At 72.2% G+C, this 18,125-nt stretch carries 18 protein-coding genes; 15 read left to right on the top strand and 3 right to left on the bottom strand.

Annotated elements, in window-relative coordinates:
* Positions 1 to 112 precede the first annotated feature (112 nt).
* The gene (locus tag JF597_RS42605; RefSeq protein WP_294009389.1) at positions 113 to 1,375 is read left to right on the top strand and encodes an alpha/beta hydrolase; all 1,263 of its coding nucleotides are present in this window, start codon (positions 113 to 115) and stop codon (positions 1,373 to 1,375) included.
* Positions 1,341 to 1,853, top strand: coding sequence for a tRNA (adenosine(37)-N6)-threonylcarbamoyltransferase complex ATPase subunit type 1 TsaE (gene tsaE / locus JF597_RS42600; RefSeq protein ID WP_294009387.1), 513 nt, complete (start codon positions 1,341 to 1,343; stop codon positions 1,851 to 1,853). The genes JF597_RS42605 and tsaE overlap by 35 nt, the downstream gene beginning before the upstream one ends.
* A gap of 495 nt (positions 1,854 to 2,348) precedes the next feature.
* Here tsaE and JF597_RS42595 read toward each other — a convergent pair whose 3' ends face one another.
* Positions 2,349 to 2,912, bottom strand: a complete 564-nt coding sequence (locus JF597_RS42595; RefSeq protein WP_294009384.1) for a hypothetical protein — start codon at positions 2,910 to 2,912, stop codon at positions 2,349 to 2,351.
* A gap of 147 nt (positions 2,913 to 3,059) precedes the next feature.
* On the opposite strand from JF597_RS42595, the gene tsaB reads away from it, so the two are divergent.
* Genes tsaB through JF597_RS42575 form a run of 4 tightly spaced genes read left to right on the top strand, consistent with a single transcriptional unit; the run spans position 3,060 to position 5,605 of the window.
* On the top strand, positions 3,060 to 3,716 hold the full coding sequence (gene tsaB, locus JF597_RS42590; protein ID WP_294009382.1) for a tRNA (adenosine(37)-N6)-threonylcarbamoyltransferase complex dimerization subunit type 1 TsaB: 657 nt from the start codon (positions 3,060 to 3,062) through the stop codon (positions 3,714 to 3,716).
* Positions 3,717 to 3,733: 17 nt separating this feature from the next.
* Complete coding sequence (gene rimI, locus JF597_RS42585) at positions 3,734 to 4,261, top strand: ribosomal protein S18-alanine N-acetyltransferase (protein WP_294009409.1); 528 nt, start codon at positions 3,734 to 3,736, stop codon at positions 4,259 to 4,261.
* Positions 4,254 to 5,348 (top strand): tRNA (adenosine(37)-N6)-threonylcarbamoyltransferase complex transferase subunit TsaD, encoded by a 1,095-nt coding sequence (gene tsaD, locus JF597_RS42580; protein ID WP_294009380.1) that lies wholly within the window; start codon positions 4,254 to 4,256, stop codon positions 5,346 to 5,348. The genes rimI and tsaD overlap by 8 nt, the downstream gene beginning before the upstream one ends.
* Positions 5,345 to 5,605, top strand: a complete 261-nt coding sequence (locus JF597_RS42575) for a hypothetical protein (protein WP_294009378.1) — start codon at positions 5,345 to 5,347, stop codon at positions 5,603 to 5,605. Before tsaD ends, JF597_RS42575 begins: the two co-directional genes overlap by 4 nt.
* Before the next feature lie 88 nt (positions 5,606 to 5,693).
* On the opposite strand, the gene JF597_RS42570 is transcribed toward JF597_RS42575, so the two are convergent.
* The gene (locus tag JF597_RS42570; RefSeq protein WP_294009376.1) at positions 5,694 to 7,997 is read right to left on the bottom strand and encodes a glycoside hydrolase family 3 N-terminal domain-containing protein; all 2,304 of its coding nucleotides are present in this window, start codon (positions 7,995 to 7,997) and stop codon (positions 5,694 to 5,696) included.
* A 129-nt stretch (positions 7,998 to 8,126) separates the two neighbouring features.
* Here JF597_RS42570 and JF597_RS42565 point away from each other — a divergent pair, with 129 nt between their 5' ends.
* From JF597_RS42565 to JF597_RS42545, 5 genes are all read left to right on the top strand, one after another.
* Entirely contained in the window at positions 8,127 to 9,158 is a 1,032-nt protein-coding gene (locus tag JF597_RS42565; RefSeq protein WP_294009374.1) for a LacI family DNA-binding transcriptional regulator, read from the top strand.
* A gap of 104 nt (positions 9,159 to 9,262) precedes the next feature.
* A complete protein-coding gene (locus JF597_RS42560; protein ID WP_294009372.1) occupies positions 9,263 to 10,609 on the top strand; it encodes an endo-1,4-beta-xylanase in 1,347 nt (448 codons plus the stop codon).
* Between the two features lie 95 nt (positions 10,610 to 10,704).
* Positions 10,705 to 11,766, top strand: a complete 1,062-nt coding sequence (locus JF597_RS42555; RefSeq protein ID WP_294009370.1) for an LCP family protein — start codon at positions 10,705 to 10,707, stop codon at positions 11,764 to 11,766.
* Between the two features lie 156 nt (positions 11,767 to 11,922).
* The gene (locus JF597_RS42550; protein WP_294009368.1) at positions 11,923 to 12,279 is read left to right on the top strand and encodes a YciI family protein; all 357 of its coding nucleotides are present in this window, start codon (positions 11,923 to 11,925) and stop codon (positions 12,277 to 12,279) included.
* A gap of 43 nt (positions 12,280 to 12,322) precedes the next feature.
* The gene (locus JF597_RS42545) at positions 12,323 to 13,609 is read left to right on the top strand and encodes an RNA polymerase sigma factor (RefSeq protein WP_294009367.1); all 1,287 of its coding nucleotides are present in this window, start codon (positions 12,323 to 12,325) and stop codon (positions 13,607 to 13,609) included.
* Positions 13,610 to 13,627: 18 nt separating this feature from the next.
* Here JF597_RS42545 and JF597_RS42540 read toward each other — a convergent pair whose 3' ends face one another.
* Positions 13,628 to 14,848, bottom strand: a complete 1,221-nt coding sequence (locus JF597_RS42540; protein WP_294009365.1) for a class I SAM-dependent methyltransferase — start codon at positions 14,846 to 14,848, stop codon at positions 13,628 to 13,630.
* Positions 14,849 to 14,938: 90 nt separating this feature from the next.
* Here JF597_RS42540 and JF597_RS42535 point away from each other — a divergent pair, with 90 nt between their 5' ends.
* The 4 genes from JF597_RS42535 to groEL all read left to right on the top strand — a co-directional run.
* Entirely contained in the window at positions 14,939 to 15,832 is an 894-nt protein-coding gene (locus JF597_RS42535) for a polysaccharide deacetylase family protein (protein WP_294009363.1), read from the top strand.
* Positions 15,829 to 16,632, top strand: coding sequence for a polysaccharide deacetylase family protein (locus JF597_RS42530; protein ID WP_294009361.1), 804 nt, complete (start codon positions 15,829 to 15,831; stop codon positions 16,630 to 16,632). Before JF597_RS42535 ends, JF597_RS42530 begins: the two co-directional genes overlap by 4 nt.
* 378 nt (positions 16,633 to 17,010) lie before the next feature.
* Complete coding sequence (gene groES, locus JF597_RS42525; protein ID WP_004955293.1) at positions 17,011 to 17,319, top strand: co-chaperone GroES; 309 nt, start codon at positions 17,011 to 17,013, stop codon at positions 17,317 to 17,319.
* A gap of 126 nt (positions 17,320 to 17,445) precedes the next feature.
* A partial coding sequence (gene groEL / locus JF597_RS42520) for a chaperonin GroEL (protein ID WP_294009356.1) occupies positions 17,446 to 18,125 on the top strand: 680 nt, incomplete at its 3' end.

The following is an 18,125-nucleotide window of genomic DNA, read 5'->3' as shown; positions in this document are numbered from 1 at the left end:
ACAGCAACAACAGCAACAGGCATCGCGTCAGCATCATCCGTGTCACCCGTGTCATCCCTGTCACCCGTGTCACCTGAGCAGCGAACTGCAGTACGGCGAAGAGGAGCGGTACGTGAGCGAGAGCAGTGCGGAGGCCGTAGCGGAAGCCGCCGCCGCGGCCGTCGTCGCCTCGGCCACGGGGGCGGCCTCCGGCAGCTGGCGCAAGGTGACGGGCGTCGCCGGAGCCGCCATAGGAGTGCTCGCTGCCGGAGCGGCCGCCGGCGTCGCCGTGGAGCGGATGACCGTCGGCCGCGGGATGCGCCGCAAGGCCCGGCTGGCGCTGGACTCGGCAGGCCCGTACGGCACCCTGCGCGGCACCCCCGGCAAGGCCTGCGCCGACGACGGCACCGAGCTGTACTACGAGGTCGACGAGGTGGAACCCGACACCGGCCCCGCCGTCTCGCCGCGCCGAAGGCGGCTCTTCGGCCGCAAGGCGCCCGCGCCCGTCACCGTCGTCTTCAGCCACGGCTACTGCCTCAACCAGGACTCCTGGCACTTCCAGCGGGCGGCCCTGCGCGGGGTCGTGCGCACCGTGCACTGGGACCAGCGCAGCCACGGCCGCTCCGGGCGGGGCGTCGCCCAGCACGAGGACGGGGTGCCGCTCACCATTGACCAGCTGGGCCGGGACCTGAAGGCCGTCCTGGACGCGGCCGTGCCGCAGGGGCCGATCGTGCTGGTCGGGCACTCCATGGGCGGCATGACGGTGATGGCGCTGGCCGCGCAGTATCCGGACCTGATCCGGGAGCGGGTGGTCGCCACCGCCTTCGTCGGTACCTCGTCCGGGCGGCTCGGCGAGGTCAACTTCGGGCTGCCGGTCGCCGGGGTCAACGTGGTGCGCCGGGTGCTGCCCGGGGTGCTGAAGGCGCTGGGCACACAGGCCGCGCTGGTGGAGAAGGGGCGCCGGGTCACCGCCGATCTCTTCGCCGGGATCATCAAGCGGTACTCGTTCGCGTCCAAGGACGTCGACCCGGCGGTGGAGCGGTTCGCGGAGCGGATGATCGAGTCGACGCCGATCGACGTCGTCGCCGAGTTCTATCCGGCCTTCACCGACCACGACAAGACCGCCGCGCTCGCCTACTTCCAGAACCTGCCGGTGCTGGTGCTGGCCGGGGTGCAGGACCTCGTCACGCCCAGCGAGCACAGCGAGGTCATCGCCGACCTGCTGCCCGACGCCGAACTGGTGCTCGTCGCGGACGCCGGGCACCTGGTCATGCTGGAACACCCGGAGGTGGTCACCGACCGCCTCGCCGACCTGCTCACCCGCGCGGGAGCGGTGCCGGCAGGGGCTACGGTAAGTGGCTATGGAAGCACCAGCAGCACGGCACAGCCAGGCTGAGACCGAGTTGATCGTCACCTCCCCCGAGCAGATGGGGGAGCTGGGCCGCCGACTGGCGAAGTTGCTGCGCGCCGGTGACCTCGTGATGCTCAGCGGGGAACTCGGCGCCGGCAAGACCACGCTGACGCGCGGGCTCGGGGAAGGGCTCGGTGTGCGCGGGGCCGTCACGTCGCCGACGTTCGTCATCGCCCGCGTCCATCCGTCCCTGGGGGGCGGGCCGCCGCTCCTCCACGTGGACGCCTATCGCCTGGGCGGCGGGCTCGACGAGATGGAGGACCTGGACCTCGACGTCTCGCTGCCCGAGTCCGTGGTCGTCGTGGAGTGGGGCGAGGGCAAGGTCGAGGAGCTGACCGACGACCGGCTCGTGGTCCGGATCCACCGGGCGGTCGGCGACACCACCGACGAGGTACGGCACGTGGCCCTGGCGGGGCTGGGGGAGCGGTGGGACGGGGTGGATCTCGGGGTGCTGTCGGCCTGAGGACCGTGTGAACGTTCCGACAAGGCGTCGGCAAGATATTGCGCCGGACGTATCGGACGTGGTCACATGGTACCCAGCCCGTGGTTAGGTCTACCTAACTACGTCCGCCCCCGCACCTCAGGAGGCGCCCGTGTCCGTGTCCCGGTCCGAGGAACGGCGACCCGTCGTGGTCGCAGGGGTTTCCATGCGTGAGCTTCTGGCGTCCTGTGCGGCGGCTGACGCGGTGTCCCGGCCGCCGAAAGCGCCGGAGCCGGTGTCGAGGCCGGCTGTGCAGGACCGTAGAGCTGCCTAGGAGGGTTCGGCCGGTGGGTCCGTGCGGGTGCGTGGGGGCTCGTCGCGCAGTTCCTCCCCCAGCCTTCGGCCGGGGGTACCCCCAGCGCCCTCAGCGGCGGCTGCCCCGCCGGCTGGTCGCGCCCGCGCGGCGCGGGGGTCGCACGACAGGCACAACCCCGTGCCCCCAACGGCGGCTGCGCCGCCGATCACGGGTGCGTCCGGTCAGCGGATCACGATCACCTTCACGCCGATCGTCGCGAAGTTCCACATCGCGTTGCCGTCCTGGCGGGTCTCGCGGATGCCGCCCGTCTTCACCGTGGGGTCGGGGGGTGCCGCGGCGCGCCGGGCGGTGACGGCGCTGAAGCCGATGGCCGAGCCGTCCTTCGTGGTGGTGAAGCGGACGACGTGTTCGATGGGGAGGCCGTCCGTGCCCGTGACGGCCTTCGAGCGGGACGTCACCCAGTACGCGCCGAGCGGCGGGTCGACGGTGCCGGGGCTCACCTTGAAGGTGCGCTCGACGCGGCCCCGCTCGTTGACGAGCCAGACCCGGTCGTCGTCCACCGAGTACACCACCCGTTCACCCGTCCCGGAAGTGTTCGGCAGCGCGGTGGGGTGACGGCGGTCCCGGGGTGCCTTGGCGCCCGGCGCTCCGGGCGCCGGGCTCGCCGACGACCGGCTGCCGAGACCGGGCGGGACGGTGGCCGAGGCCTGGTAGGCGAGGAAACCGACCGCCCCGACGGCCGCCGCGGTGAGGCCGGCCACGACTCCCGAGCTGGTCCCTGCCACGTGTGCCACCTCTGCCTGCCGTAGAGCCTCACGGGGAGCTCGCGGGGAGTCTCGCCGTATATGTCGTACTTCGTACAGACCGTAGCAGTCAGTGACCGTCCGACCCGGCCGGGCGTGCTCGCGGCGCCGGAGCCGTAGGCTGTTCGCGTGCTCTTGCTCGCTCTGGATACCGCCACCCCCGCCGTCACCGTCGCCCTGCACGACGGTACGGCCGTCATCGCCTCGTCGAGCCAGGTGGACGCGCGCCGGCACGGCGAGCTGCTGCTGCCGGCCGTCGACCGCGTCCTCGCCGAGGCCGGGGTCCCGTTGGACGCCGTCACCGAGATCGTCACCGGCATCGGTCCCGGCCCCTACACCGGCCTGCGGGTCGGGCTGATGACCGCGGACACCTTCGGGCTCGCGCTCGGCGTGCCCGTCCACGGCCTGTGCACGCTCGACGGGCTCGCCTACGCGGCCGACATCGAGAAGGGCCCGTTCGTCGTCGCGACCGACGCCCGCCGCAAGGAGGTCTACTGGGCGGTGTACGAGGACTCGCGCACCCGGCGCACGGACCCCGCTGTCGACCGGCCCGCCGACATCGCCGAGAAGGTGGCCGGGCTGCCCGCCGTCGGCGCAGGGGCGCTCCTCTACCCCGACACCTTCCCGGTCGCGCACGAGCCCGAGCACGTCTCCGCCGCGGCCCTCGCGTCGCTGGCCGTCGCGAAGCTGGCCGCGGGCGAGGAACTGCCCGCGCCCCGGCCGCTGTACCTGCGCCGGCCGGACGCCCAGGTGCCCAAGAACTACAAGGTGGTCACCCCGAAGTGACCGCACAGCTGCGCGAGATGCGCTGGTGGGACATCGATGCGGTCCTGGAGCTGGAGAAGGACCTGTTCCCCGAGGACGCCTGGTCGCGGGGGATGTTCTGGTCCGAACTGGCACACGCGAGGGGACCCGGGGCGACCCGCCGGTACCTGGTGGCCCTGGAGGGTGACCGGATCGTGGGGTACGGGGGCCTCGCCGCCCAGGGCGCCACCTCCGACGACAGCGGCTCCGCCGCGGTCGGCGACATCCAGACCATCGCCGTACGCCGTGACCAGTGGGGCACCGGGCTCGGCGCGGAGCTGCTCACCGAGCTGCTGCGGGCCGCGACCGCCTTCGAGTGTGCCGAGGTCATGCTGGAGTGCCGGGTCGACAACATCCGCGCCCAGAAGCTCTACGAGCGGTTCGGCTTCGAGCCCATCGGGTTCAGACGCGGCTACTACCAGCCGGGGAACGTGGACGCCCTGGTGATGCGCCTGACGACCGGGCAGCCCGGCAGTGGCTCCGCCACCGGGCCCACCTCCGAACAAGGAACCGAGATCAATGGCTGACGAACCCCTGGTGCTGGGGATCGAGACCTCCTGCGACGAGACCGGCGTCGGCATCGTCCGGGGCACCACCCTGCTCGCCGACGCCGTCGCCTCCTCCGTCGACGAGCACGCCCGCTTCGGCGGGGTCGTCCCCGAGGTGGCGTCCCGGGCGCACCTGGAGGCCATGGTCCCGACCATCCAGCGTGCGCTGAAGGACGCGGGCGTGACCGCGAAGGACCTCGACGGCATCGCGGTCACGGCGGGCCCCGGCCTGGCCGGCGCGCTGCTGGTCGGCGTCTCGGCGGCGAAGGCGTACGCGTACGCGCTCGGCAAGCCGCTCTACGGCGTGAACCACCTCGCCTCCCACATCTGCGTCGACCAGCTGGAACACGGCCCGCTCCCCGAGCCGACGATGGCCCTGCTGGTCTCCGGCGGCCACTCCTCGCTGCTCCTCTCCTCGGACATCACCTCCGACGTACGGCCGCTCGGCGCGACCATCGACGACGCGGCCGGCGAGGCCTTCGACAAGATCGCGCGCGTGCTGAACCTGGGCTTCCCGGGGGGCCCGGTCATCGACCGGTACGCGAAGGAGGGCGACCCGCAGGCCATCGCCTTCCCGCGCGGCCTCACCGGCCCCCGCGACCCGGCGTACGACTTCTCCTTCTCCGGTCTCAAGACGGCGGTGGCCCGCTGGATCGAGGCGAAGCGGGCGGCGGGCGAGGAGGTCCCGGTCCGGGACGTGTCCGCCTCCTTCCAGGAGGCGGTCGTGGACGTCCTGACCCGCAAGGCCGTCCGGGCCTGCCGTGACGAGGGCGTCGACCACCTGATGATCGGTGGCGGGGTCGCCGCCAACTCCCGGCTCCGCGCCCTCGCGCAGGAGCGCTGCGAGGCGGCCGGCATCCGGCTTCGGGTGCCGCGCATGAAGTTGTGCACGGACAACGGCGCGATGGTGGCCGCGCTCGGCGCGGAGATGGTCGCGCGCAACCGCACCCCGTCCGGCTGGGACCTCTCGGCGGACAGCTCCCTGCCGGTGACTGACCCGCACGTCCCCGGCCACCATCACCACGACCACGTGCACGAGGTCAGCAAGGAGAACCTCTACTCGTGACGGTCGCGTTGATGTGGGAGGCGCGGGCGGCGGAGGGCCGGGGCGCCGAACTCCTCGCGTGGGCACGGGAGCAGGGGCTCACGCGGGAGCCGGTGCGCCGGGAGACCTTCCGCGCACCGCAGGACCGGGTGCTGGTGATCACGTGGTGGGAGGCGTCGTACGACGCCCCGGACCTCCCCGAACTCCCGGAGCCGCCCGGCGGCCTGGTGACCCGGCCGGTCCACCGCTGGCGCTTCGAGGCCGTCGGCGAGGGCTAGGGCCGGGGTTCGCGCCGCTCTCCGAGGCGGGGGCCGCCGACCTGCTCGTCCGGTCCGTGGGCGAGGGCGGTGACCGGGAGCTCGGCGGTTAGCTCACCTCCGTCTCGCAGCGCAGTACCCGGTCCGGGCCCAGCCGGCGCACCGGGCCGGTCAGTTGGAGCCGGGTCACGGTGTGTACCTCCGCGCTCGACGCGCCCACCCGCAGCTCCAGGGCCCCCGGCTCCACCACCCGCGCCCCCTCCCGGTCCGTGAACGCCGAGAGGTCCGCGTGGAAGTGGAAGGTCACCCGGCGGGATTCGCCGGGGGCGAGGTCCACGCGCCGGTAGCCGATGAGGCGGACGTCCGGGCGGGTCACCGAGGCCACCGGGTCGTGGAGATAGAGCTGGACGACCTCCGCGCCAGCCCGGTCGCCCGTGTTGCGGACCGTCACCGTCACGTCGTACGAGCCGTCCGTGCCGATCCCGGCCGTGTCCGGCGAGACGAGGTCCCACGCGAACGTCGTGTACGAGCGGCCGTGCCCGAAGGCGTACAGCGGTGTCGGGTCCAGGTTGCTGACCTCGCCCGCGAGGCCCAGCGGGGGCTGGAGGTAGGTCCAGGGCTGGCCGCCCGGCACGCGCGGGACGCTGACCGGGAGGCGGCCCGACGGGTTGACACGGCCCGACAGCACTCCCGCCACCGCCGGGCCGCCCTCCTCGCCGGGGAAGAACGCCTGCACGACCGCGCCGAGCCTGCCGTGCCAGCGGCCCAGTGCGTACGGGCGTCCGGTGAGGAGGACGAGGACCACCGGCACGCCCGTCGTGACCAGTGCGTCCAGCAGGTCGGCCTGAACGCCGGGCAGGTCCAGGTCCGTCACGTCGCAGCCCTCGCCCGACGTGCCCCGTCCGAAGAGGCCCGCCCGGTCGCCCAGGACCGCCACGCACACGTCCGCCTCCGCGGCACGCGCCACCGCCTCCTCGAAGCCGGCGGTGTCGGGGTCCGAGACGTCGCAGCCCTCGGCGAACGTCACCTTCGCGTCCGGGAGTTCGGTGCGGAGGGAGTCGAGGACGGTCGGGATGGCGATCCCCAGGGCGACCTCGGGGTGGTGGGTCAGGACGTGGGACGGGAAGGAGTAGCAGCCGAGCATGGCGAGGGCGTCGGCGGCACGCGGGCCCACCACCGCTATGCGGGTGTCGGGGGCGAGGGGGAGCGCGCCGTTCGGATTGTCCAGCAGGACCACCGACTCCTCGGCCAGCCGGCGGGCCAGCGCGCGGTTCGCCGTCGAGTCGAGGTCGATCGGGCCCTCCCGTGCGGGCTCCGGGGTCCAGCCCTCGTCCAGCATCCCCAGTGCGCATTTCTGGAGCAGGACCCGGCGGGCCGCGCGGTCGACGAGTGACTCCGGGATCGCGCCGTCCCGGACCGCCGACACCAGCGGGCGGCCGTAGCACTTCAGCGTCGGGAGTTCGACGTCGATGCCGGCGGTCAGAGCGAGACGGGCCGCCTCCGCCTCCGTACCGGCGACGCGGTGCAGTGTCTGGAGGAAGCCGATGCCGAAGTAGTCGGCGACGACCGTGCCGTCGAAGCCCCAGTCCGTACGGAGGAGTTCGGTCAGCAGGCGGGGGTCCGCGGAGACCGGGACGCCGTCCGTCTCGTTGTACGCCGCCATCACCGAGCGGGCCCCGCCCTCCCGGAGCGCCATCTCGAACGGGGGGAGGGTGACGTCCGCGTACTCCCGTACCCCGGCGCGGACCGGGGCCAGGTTGCGGGCGCCCGCGGAGGAGGCGTAGCCGGCGAAGTGCTTGAGGGTCGCGATCACCCCGGCCGACTCCAGGCCCCGGACGTAGGCGGAGCCGACGGTGCCGACGAGGTAGGGGTCCTCGCCGATCGTCTCCTCGACCCGGCCCCAGCGCGGGTCGCGGACCACGTCCAGGACGGGGGCCAGGCCCTGGTGGACGCCGACCGAGCGCAGGTCCTCGCCGATGCGCCGGCCCAGTTCCTCGACGAGCGGCGGGTCGAAGGCGGCACCCCAGGCGAGCGGGACCGGATAGGCCGTCGCCTGCCAGGCCGTGAAGCCGGCCAGGCACTCCTCGTGGGCGATCGCCGGGATGCCGAAGCGGCCGGCCGCGGTGATCCGGCGCTGGGCGCGGGCCAGTGCTCGCGCGCCCAGCGCCGGGTCCACCGGGGCGGTGCCGAAGGAACGGGTCAGCTGGCCGAGGCCGAGGGTGATCAGCTCTTCCCAGTCGTAGTCGACGGTCATCTCGCGTTGCAGCGGGGCGACCCCGTCGCCGTCCGTGGCGGCGCCCACCCAGACGCCGTACAGCTGCGCGGTCTTCTCCTCCAGCGTCATCCGGGTGAGCAGATCGTCGACACGGGTGGCGGCGGGCAGTGCGGGGTCGCGCCAAGGAGCGGTGGTCATGAAACTCCCGTCTCTGTCCTCTGCTACGAACGCTGCTACGAATGTTTCGTACCACACACCGAATGTTCCGGGAACCTATGGCGTGCGAGGGTCTTCGTCAAGGGGGACTGCAGGGATACGATCGCGGGCATGACGCCTCCGAAGCCCGCAGAACCGCAGACGGCGACGCTCGCCGAAATCGCCCGTGAGGCCGGTGTGTCCGCTCCGACTGTTTCGAAGGTCCTCAACGGGCGCGCCGACGTCGCCCCGGCCACCCGCACCCGGGTCGAGGAACTGCTGCGCGCCTACGGCTACCGGCGGCGCCGCGCCGAGGCCTCCCGGTCGCCGCTGATCGACCTGGTCTTCCACGAGCTGGAGAGCGCCTGGGCGATGGAGGTCATCCGGGGGGTGGAGAACGTGGCCCGGGACGCCGGGCTGAGCGTGGTGCTCAGCGAGAGCGCCGGGCGGCTCACCCCGGGGCGGACCTGGGCGGACCAGGTGGCGGCGCGGCGCCCGCACGGGGTGGTGCTGGTGCTGTCGGGGCTGGACGAGTCGCAGCGGGCGCTGCTGCTGAGCCGCTCCATCCCGTTCGTGGTGATGGATCCGGCGGGGGATCCGGGGCCGGACGTGCCGTCCATCGGGGCCACCAACTGGCAGGGCGGGCTCGCCGCCACCCGCCACCTCGTCGAGCTGGGCCACCGGCGCATCGGGGCGATCAGCGGGCCGTCCCGGATGATGTGCAGCCGGGCCCGGGTGGACGGGTACCGGGCCGCGCTGGAGACCGCCGGGCTGCCGGTGGACCAGGCCCTGATCAAGGTGGGCGACTTCCACCACGACGCGGGCTACCGGCTCGGCCTGGAGCTGCTGCGCATGCCCGGCCGGCCCACCGCGATCTTCACCGGCAACGACCTCCAGGCCCTCGGGCTCTACGAGGCCGCGCGTGAGCTGGGGCTGCGCATCCCGGAGGACGTGAGCGTCGTCGGGTTCGACGACCTGCCGGTTGCCCGCTGGGTGGGGCCGCCGCTGACGACCGTACGGCAGCCGCTGACCGAGATGGCCGAGGCGGCGGCGCGGCTGGTGCTCGAGATGGGGCGGGCGGAGGAGGCGACGACCGCGACCCGGGTGGAGCTGGCGACCAGCCTGGTGGTGCGGTCGAGCACGGCGGCGCCCGCTGCCGCGTGAGGCGGGCCTGGCCGGAAGTTGACGTATTGACGGGTGGTGCGGGCGTCTCCACACTCCTCCGAAGCCAATCGGTTGTACGACCGAAAGTTTCGGAGGTACCCGCAATGAGATCTCTGAGAACAGGCTCCTCCCTGGCGGCACTGGTGACCGGCGCCGCGCTGCTGCTCACGGCGCCCGCGGCGCACGCCGCCGACACCCCGCTGCGCGACCTCGCCGCCGCCAAGGGCAAGGTCATCGGCACCGCGGTCACCGGATCCAAGCTCACCGGCACCTACGGCGACCTCGCCGGCAGCCAGTTCAGCTCGCTGACCCCAGGCAACGCCATGAAGTGGGGGACGGTCGAGCCCAGCCAGGGCACCTTCAACTGGACCGAGGCCGACCAGATCGTCGCCTTCGCCCAGGCCCACAACCAGCAGGTGCGTGGCCACACCCTGGTCTGGCACAACCAGAACCCCGGCTGGCTCACGAACGGCACCTGGACCTCCGCCCAGCTCGGCAGCCTGCTGCAGAACCACATCAGTACCGAGGTCGGCCGCTACAAGGGGAAGATCGCCGCCTGGGACGTCGTCAACGAACCCTTCAACGAGGACGGCACCTACCGGTCGACGATCTGGTACAACGGCCTCGGCTCCGACTACATCGCCAACGCCCTGACCTGGGCACACGCGGCCGATCCGGCCGCCAAGCTGTACATCAACGACTACAACGTCGAGGGCGTCAACGCGAAGAGCACCGCCCTGTACAACCTGGTCAAGGACCTCAAGAGCCGGGGCGTCCCGATCGACGGGCTCGGGCTGCAGGCCCACCTGGTCCTCGGCCAGGTGCCCGCCACCCTCCAGCAGAACATCCAGCGCTTCGCCGACCTGGGCGTCGACGTGGCGATCACCGAGCTGGACATCCGGATGGCGCTGCCCGCCGACAGCGCCGAACTCGCCCAGCAGAAGGCCGACTTCAAGTCGGTGGTGGCCGCGTGCGCGGCGGTGAGCCGCTGCGTCAACGTCACCGTGTGGGGCTTCACCGACTCCGACTCCTGGGTGGACAGCACCTTCCCGGGCTACGGCGCGGCGACCCCGTACGACGCGAACTACGCGCCGAAACCCGCGTACTACGGCATCGCGGAGGCACTCGGCGGCACCACGACCACCCCGCCGCCGACCGGCGCCTGCACCGCCGCCTACGGCGTGACCAGCCAGTGGAACACCGGATTCACGGGCCAGGTGACGATCTCCTGTTCAGGGGCCGCACTGAGCTCCTGGAAGGTGAGCTGGACGTACGGCGCGGGACAGCAGATCACCCAGGCCTGGAACGCCACGTGCACCCAGTCGGGCGCGGCCGTCTCCTGTGCGAACGCCCCCTACAACGGGACGGTGCCGGACGGGAGTTCGGTCACCTTCGGGTTCAACGCGTCCTGGAGCGGCAGCAATCCGGTGCCCGCGGTCACCCTGAGCTGAAGCCCGAGTGAGAAGGGTGAGATTTTCCGAAGAAAACCGCTTCGCGGTGCTCGTGCTAACAGTCCCCTAATAATTCGGACTTACGTTCCTGCCTTGTGACGGGACACGAGGAGCAAGGCGGCGCGGGCAGACGGGTGGGCCGGCGGTCGAGAACGCTGAAGATCGTCGGCCTCACCCTGGCGGGGGTCATGACGCTCGGCGTCGCCGGCGCGGGGTGGGTCTACTGGCACCTCAACGACAACATCAAGAGCGTCGACATCAACAGCGCGCTCGGGGACGACCGCCCGGCGAAGGCGGTGACGACACCGACGGCCTCCGCGTCCGCCTCGGCCGCCGCGTCCCCGCTGCCCACCGGCTCGTTGAACATCCTGGTGCTGGGCTCGGACTCGCGCAGCGGCAAGGAGAACAAGAAGCTCGGCGGCGGCAGCAGCTCGGGTGCCCGCTCCGACACCGCGATGGTCGTCCACGTCGACGCCGGCCGGACCTCCGCCACGATCGTCAGCATCCCGCGCGACACCCTGGTCACCCGGCCCTCCTGCCCGCTCTCCTCCGGCGGCTCGACGTCCGTGGCGTACAACGCGATGTTCAACAGCGCCTACTCGGTGGGCGGGGCGGTGTGTGCGGTCAAGACGGTCGAGTCGATCACCGGCGTCCGCATGGACCACTACCTGGAGATCGACTTCTCGGGCTTCGCGAAGCTGGTCGGCGCGCTCGGCGGGGTGACCGTGACCACCGACCAGGACATCGACGACGACGACAGCCACCTGCACCTGAAGAAGGGCACCCACCACCTCGACGGCACCCAGGCCCTGGCGCTCGCCCGCACCCGGCACGGCATAGGCGACGGCAGCGACCTGGGCCGGATAGGCCTCCAGCAGAAACTGGTGAAGGCCCTCCTGGACCAGATGGCCTCCATCAGCCTGCTCACCGACCCGGCCAGGCTCTACGAGGTCGCCGACGCGGTCACCTCCAGCCTCACCACCGACACCGGCCTGGACTCGCTCAGCGAGCTGATGCGGCTCGGGCAGAGCCTGAAGGGACTGACCTCCGACCACACGAAGACGGTGATGATGCCGGTGGTGACCGCGCCCTCCGACCCCAACCGGGTGATCGCCAAGGAGCCGGCGGCGAGCGAGCTGTGGGACTCGCTGAAGTAGCCGGAACGACGTGCCCGAAGCAGCGGGCACGAGGAGCCCGAACCCCGCCGGAAAAAAACTTCGGGAAATGTCGGCGGGCGTGTCGATCCCGGCGCCCCCCGTTCGACGCAAGGGTGAGATGCGGGGAGAGACCCCGCCGGAACCCGAGGAGCCACCATGCCCCGTTACCTGTCGCTCGTGCGCATCGACGAGACCACCGCCCCCGCCGAGGGCCCCAGCGAGGCGCTGATGCAGCGCATGGGCGAACTGATCGAGGAGATCACCAAGGCCGGCGTGATGCTGGACACCGCGGGCCTGACGCCGACCGCCGACGGCACCCGGGTGCACTGGGAGGGCGGGAAGATCTCCGTCACCGACGGCCCGTTCACCGAGTCCAAGGAGGTCGTCGGCGGCTACGCGATCATGCAGTGCAAGGACAAGGCCGAGGCTCTGGAGTGGACCAAGCGGTTCCTCAAGGTGCACGAGGAGTTCTGGACCGTGACCTGCGAGGTCCGGGAGATCGCGGAGGGCTGACCCTCCTGGCGTACGTCCGGTGGTGGGTGTTGCATGGGGGGCTGTGAGCACACAGCCCCCCGCCGACGCCCCCGCCGACGCCCGGACGGACCCCCGCCACGCCATCGAGACCGTCTTCCGGCTCGAGTCGCCCCGCGTGATCGCCGGCGTCGCCCGGATCGTCCGGGACGTCGGCATCGCGGAGGAACTGGCGCAGGACGCGCTGGTCGCCGCCCTGGAGCAGTGGCCCCGGGACGGCGTGCCCGACAACCCGGGCGCCTGGCTCATGGCGACCGCCCGCCACCGCGCCGTCGACCTGGTCCGGCGCCGGGAGAACTACGCCCGCAAGCTCGCCGAGATCGGCCGCAGCACCGTGACGACGGCCCCGCAGGAGGAGCCCGCCGACCCGGAGGACATCGACGACGACCTGCTCCGGCTCGTCTTCACCACCTGCCACCCGGTGCTCTCGCCCGAGGCTCGCACGGCCCTCACCCTGCGCCTGCTCGGCGGCCTGACCACGGCCGAGATCGCCCGCGCCTTCCTCGTCCCCGAGCCGACGGTCGCCCAGCGCATCGTCCGCGCCAAGCGCACCCTCGCGACGAGGAACGTCGCCTTCGAGGTGCCGTACGGGCCCGACCGCGAGGCCCGGCTCGGATCGGTCCTGGACGTCATCTACCTGATCTACAACGAGGGGTACGCGGCCACGGCGGGCGACGACTGGCTGCGCCCGTCGCTCTGCGAGGACGCGCTGCGGCTGGCGCGCGTCTTGGCGGGGCTGATGCCGAAGGAACCGGAGGTGCACGCCCTCGCCTCCCTCCTGGAGTTCCAGTCCTCCCGCACGGCCGCCCGCACCGGCCCCGACGGCGAACCGGTCCTGCTCAGGGACCAGAACCGCCGCCGCTGGAACCGCATGCTCATCGCCCGCGGCATCAGGGCCCTGGCCCGCGCGGACGCCACCGCGACCGGTGCCCCGGGGCCCTACGCCCTCCAGGCGGCCATCGCGGCCTGCCACGCGCACGCGTACACGTACGAGGAGACCGACTGGAGGTCCATCGCCACCCTCTACGGGCTGCTGGCGGCCCGCTCCCCGTCCCCGGTCGTCGAGCTGAACCGGGCGGTGGCCGTGTCCATGGCCGAGGGCCCGGCGGCCGCGCTGGAGATCGTGGACCCGCTGACCGCCGAACCGGCCCTCAGCGGCTACCACCTGCTGCCGAGCGTCCGCGGCGACCTGCTGGCCCGCCTCGGGCGTACGGCCGAGGCCCGCGCGGAGTTCGAACGGGCCGCGGGTCTCGCCCGCAACGAGCGGGAACGGGAGCTGCTGCTGGCCCGGGCCCGGGAGTGCGCTCCGTAACGTCTCGGCAGACTCCGTTCATTGAGGGGTACCACGCCGGCCCGGGGCGCGCTCGCCCACGCCGGCAGCCGGCCGTGCGGGGGCGCCGACGAGCATGGTGGGCGCCCCCGCCACCCGGGTGAGGAACACGGTCGCCGCGTTCGGTCCCTGCGGCTTGACCTTCCTGCGCAGTTCCTCCGGCTCCACCGCGGACCCGCGCTTCTTCACCGTCAGGTTCCCGACCTCGCGCTCGCGCAGCAGGGCCTTCAGCTTCTTGACGTTGAAGGGGAGTCGGTCGGTGATCTCGTACGCCGTCGCGTAGGCGGTGGCGTGGAGGCCGTCGGCCGTGATGTACGCGATCGTCGGGTCGATCAGGCCGCCGTCCAGTTCCTCGGCGACCTCGGCGACCAGGTGGGCGCGGATGACGGCGCCGTCCGGCTCGTAGAGGTAACGGCCGACCGGGCGGACGGCGGGGTCGGAAAGGCCGCGGCCGGGCAGGGTGCGCGGGCCGGGGAGGAGGGTGGCGCGGACGGCCCCCGGGGCGCCGGTGCCGAACCAGAGGACGGCTTCCTTCACGTCACCGTGGTCCGAGATCCACTCGGCCTCGGCCTGCGCCGGGACCGCCTCGTGCGGGATGCCGGGGGCGATCTTCAGCGCGGCCACCCGGGCGGCCGACGCGGCGGCGACCGCCCAGGACAGCGGCGGTGAGTAGGCCTCGGGGTCGAAGATGCGGCCACGGCCGCCGCGCCGGGCCGGGTCGACGAAGACGGCGTCGTGGCCGGCCGTGTCCACCTGCTGCACGTCCGCCTCCCGTACCTCGATCAGGCCGGCGAGCCCGAGCGCCTCGGCGTTCGCGCGGGCGGTGGCCGCCGTCACCGGATCCCGGTCCACGGCGAGGACGCGGATACCGGCCCGCGCGAGCGCGATCGCGTCGCCCCCGATCCCGCAGCACAGGTCGGCCACCGAGGTCACCCCGAGCGCCTTCAGCCGCCCCGCCCGGTACGCGGCGACACTCGCCCGCGTCGACTGCTCGACTCCGTTCGGCGTGAAGAACATGCGGTCCGCGTCCGCCTCCCCGAACTTCGCCGCCGCCCGCTGCCGCAGCCGGGCCTGGGCCAGCGCCGCCGACACCAGTTCGGCGGGGTGCTCGCGGCGCAGCCGGGTGGCCACGGCCAGCTCGTCGGCGGGCGCGGTGCCGCGCACCTCGTCGAGGAGGGCGCGGCCCTCGGGGGTGAGGAGGGGGGAGAGGAGGTCGTTCACCGGGTCATTGTCGGCCAGTCGGTGGATGGTTCGCCCGCGGCCGCGGTGTCTGCCGGGGTTCCGGGGAGAGGGCTGGAAAGATCCGAGGCCATGCGAGCAGTCGTACAAAATGACAAAAATAGGGTGGTTATGGCCATGGCCGCCCTCGCCGCCGTAGCGGCCGTCACCGTCGTCTCCGGCTGCGCCGGACCGGGGGACCAGGCCGAGGTCCGTCCGGCCGCGGGCCAGCAGGCGCACCGGGCCGCCGCCGCCCCCGACGACCACGCCGCCCTGGTCGCCGCCGCCCGGCGCTGGGGGCTGGACGCGGTCCCGCTGCGGCCCCCGGACCCGCCGAAGCACAAGCCGAGGATCACCGCTCGCGACGGCTTCGAGGTGGACGGCCAGGTGGAGGACGACCTGCCCCCGGTCTTCACCACCGTCCCGACCCGGAAGAAGGTCGTCTTCCTCACCATCGACGACGGCGCCGAGAAGGACCCCGACTTCCTGCGGATGATGAGCGAACTGCGGATCCCCTACACCGCGTTCCTCAGCAACTACCTGGTCAAGGACGACTACGGCTACTTCCGCCGGATGCAGGCCGAGGGCCACACCCTCAACAACCACACCCTCACCCACCCCTACATGCCCGGTCTGACCTACGACGAGCAGAAGCACGAGATCTGCGGCATGCAGGACATCATGAAGCGGCAGTTCGGCAAGGCGCCGACGGTCTTCCGGCCGCCCTACGGCAACTACAACGGCGACACCCTGCGCGCCGCCAAGGCCTGCGGCATCAAGTACGCGCCGATCTGGGACGAGGAGGTGTTCGTCGACCACTGGGAGTACCGCGAGTGGGACCGCGGACTGCACCCCGGTGACATCGTCCTCACGCACTTCCGGGGCCGGAACGACTGGGACGGCACCATGGTCGACGACATGCGCCGTTTCCTGAACAAGGTCACCCGCGACGGCTACGCGGTGGCGCGCCTGGAGGACTACCTGTGAGCCGACCGAGGGCGACGGCCGCCGTTCTGGCCGCCGCCCTCCTCCTGTCGGCCTGCGCGCCGTCCGTCGACCCCATCGAGCGCCTCGGCAGGAAGGCCGCCGACCGGGTGCACCCGCACGGCCCGTCCGGCGAGCCGCCGTACCGCCGCTGGGGCCTGACCGCGCCCCTGTCCCCGGCCCCCCGCCCGCCGCTGCACCCGCTGTCCCTCCATACCGCCCTCCCCCCGGTCGTCGACCACGTCCCCACCTCCGACCGGGTGGTCTTCCTGACCTACGACGACGGCGCCGAGAAGGACCCCCGCTTCGTCGACATGGTCCGCGAACTGCGGCTGCCGGTGAGCATGTTCCTCACGGACAGCGTGGTCGGCCCCGGCTACGGCCACTTCGCGGGCCTCCAGTCGGTCGGCGCGAGCGTCCAGAACCACACCCTCGACCACCCGGCCATGCCCGGCCTCCCGTACGCCGGCCAGCGCGCCGAGATCTGCGGCCAGCAGGAGAAGCTGAAGTCCCGCTTCGGCATCCGCCCCCGCCTCTTCCGCCCGCCCTACGGCATCTACGACACCACCACCCTGCGCGCGGCGGCCGACTGCGGGGTCACCGCGGTGGTCCTGTGGCGCGCGGCGATGACCCCCGACGGCGTCACCTACCGCACCGCCGACAGGCAACTCCGCCCCGGCGACATCATCCTCGTGGGCCCCGACGAGGCCCTCGGCCCCACCCTCAGAACCCGCACCGCCCGCCTCCTGCGCCAAGTCCAGGCATCCGGCCTGACGGTGGGCCGGCTGGAGGACTACCTGTAGACGGGGTCTGTCCGGCGTTAGGGGAGGGTGTTCGGCCGCACATCCGGTCGGTCGGTGTTCGGGGACGGAGCTCGGCCGCAGATCCAGCCCGTCCGGCGTTCGAGGACGAGGCCGAAGGCCGAAACGGGGGTCTGGGGGCGCAGCCCCCAGGGACGGTCACCACGGCACCGCGCACCCGTTTTTTTCGGCGCCGCGCCGCAGGCAATTGGCACTCCGCTTGACCGAGTGCTAATCGCGGTCATAGTCTCGGCTCTGGCACTCGGCAGATGAGAGTGCCAACAACGCGACGGGCAGGTCCGGCACCCGCGACGACGGATCGACCTGGTCGCCACCTCAGACAGTTAACCCCGTGAGATCTCCGAAGGGGGAGGTCGGATCGTGACGACCGCCAGCTCCAAGGTTGCCATCAAGCCGCTTGAGGACCGCATCGTGGTCCAGCCGCTCGACGCCGAACAGACCACGGCCTCCGGCCTGGTCATCCCGGACACCGCGAAGGAGAAGCCCCAGGAGGGCGCCGTCCTCGCCGTGGGCCCGGGCCGGTTCGAGAACGGCGAGCGCCTGCCGCTCGACGTCAAGGTCGGCGACGTCGTGCTCTACAGCAAGTACGGCGGCACCGAGGTGAAGTACAACGGCGACGAGTACCTCGTCCTCTCGGCTCGCGACGTGCTCGCGATCATCGAGAAGTAAGCCTGCGACTCACACCTCAAGCACTCCGCTTGAAGCTGCGCCCCTGGCCCCCGCGATCCTCCGAGAAGCCGGGCGCCGGGGGCGCAGTCTTGTTCACCCCAGATTTCCGAGAGGGCATCCGCTGCCATGGCGAAGATCCTGAAGTTCGACGAGGACGCCCGTCGCGCCCTTGAGCGCGGCGTCAACAAGCTTGCCGACACGGTGAAGGTGACGATCGGCCCCAAGGGGCGCAACGTCGTCATCGACAAGAAGTTCGGCGCCCCCACCATCACCAACGACGGTGTCACGATCGCCCGCGAGGTCGAGATCGAGGACCCGTACGAGAACCTCGGCGCCCAGCTGGTGAAGGAGGTGGCGACCAAGACCAACGACATCGCGGGTGACGGTACGACCACCGCCACCGTGCTGGCCCAGGCGCTCGTCCGCGAGGGCCTGAAGAACGTCGCCGCCGGTGCCTCCCCGGCCGCCCTGAAGAAGGGCATTGACGCCGCGGTCGCCGCCGTCTCCGAGGACCTGCTCGCGTCGGCCCGCCCGATCGACGAGAAGTCCGACATCGCCGCCGTCGCCGCGCTGTCCGCCCAGGACCAGCAGGTCGGCGAGCTCATCGCCGAGGCGATGGACAAGGTCGGCAAGGACGGTGTCATCACCGTCGAGGAGTCCAACACCTTCGGTCTGGAGCTGGACTTCACCGAGGGCATGGCCTTCGACAAGGGCTACCTCTCGCCGTACTTCGTGACCGACCAGGAGCGGATGGAGGCCGTCCTCGACGACCCGTACATCCTCATCCACCAGGGCAAGATCTCCGC

The sequence above is a fragment of the Streptomyces sp. genome, assembly GCF_019510245.1.
Classification (GTDB): Bacteria; Actinomycetota; Actinomycetes; order Streptomycetales; family Streptomycetaceae; genus Streptomyces.
This window is presented reverse-complemented; position numbering and strand designations above follow the sequence as displayed.

Bases quoted from the DNA above. Each gene is read 5' to 3' on its own strand.
- tsaE (WP_294009387.1), top strand. From the start codon at position 1,341: ATGGAAGCACCAGCAGCACGGCACAGCCAGGCTGAGACCGAGTTGATC.
- rimI (WP_294009409.1), top strand. From the start codon at position 3,734: ATGCGCTGGTGGGACATCGATGCGGTCCTGGAGCTGGAGAAGGACCTG.
- tsaD (WP_294009380.1), top strand. From the start codon at position 4,254: ATGGCTGACGAACCCCTGGTGCTGGGGATCGAGACCTCCTGCGACGAG.
- JF597_RS42570 (WP_294009376.1), bottom strand. From the start codon at position 7,997: ATGACCACCGCTCCTTGGCGCGACCCCGCACTGCCCGCCGCCACCCGT.
- JF597_RS42565 (WP_294009374.1), top strand. From the start codon at position 8,127: ATGACGCCTCCGAAGCCCGCAGAACCGCAGACGGCGACGCTCGCCGAA.
- JF597_RS42560 (WP_294009372.1), top strand. From the start codon at position 9,263: ATGAGATCTCTGAGAACAGGCTCCTCCCTGGCGGCACTGGTGACCGGC.
- JF597_RS42550 (WP_294009368.1), top strand. From the start codon at position 11,923: ATGCCCCGTTACCTGTCGCTCGTGCGCATCGACGAGACCACCGCCCCC.
- JF597_RS42535 (WP_294009363.1), top strand. From the start codon at position 14,939: ATGCGAGCAGTCGTACAAAATGACAAAAATAGGGTGGTTATGGCCATG.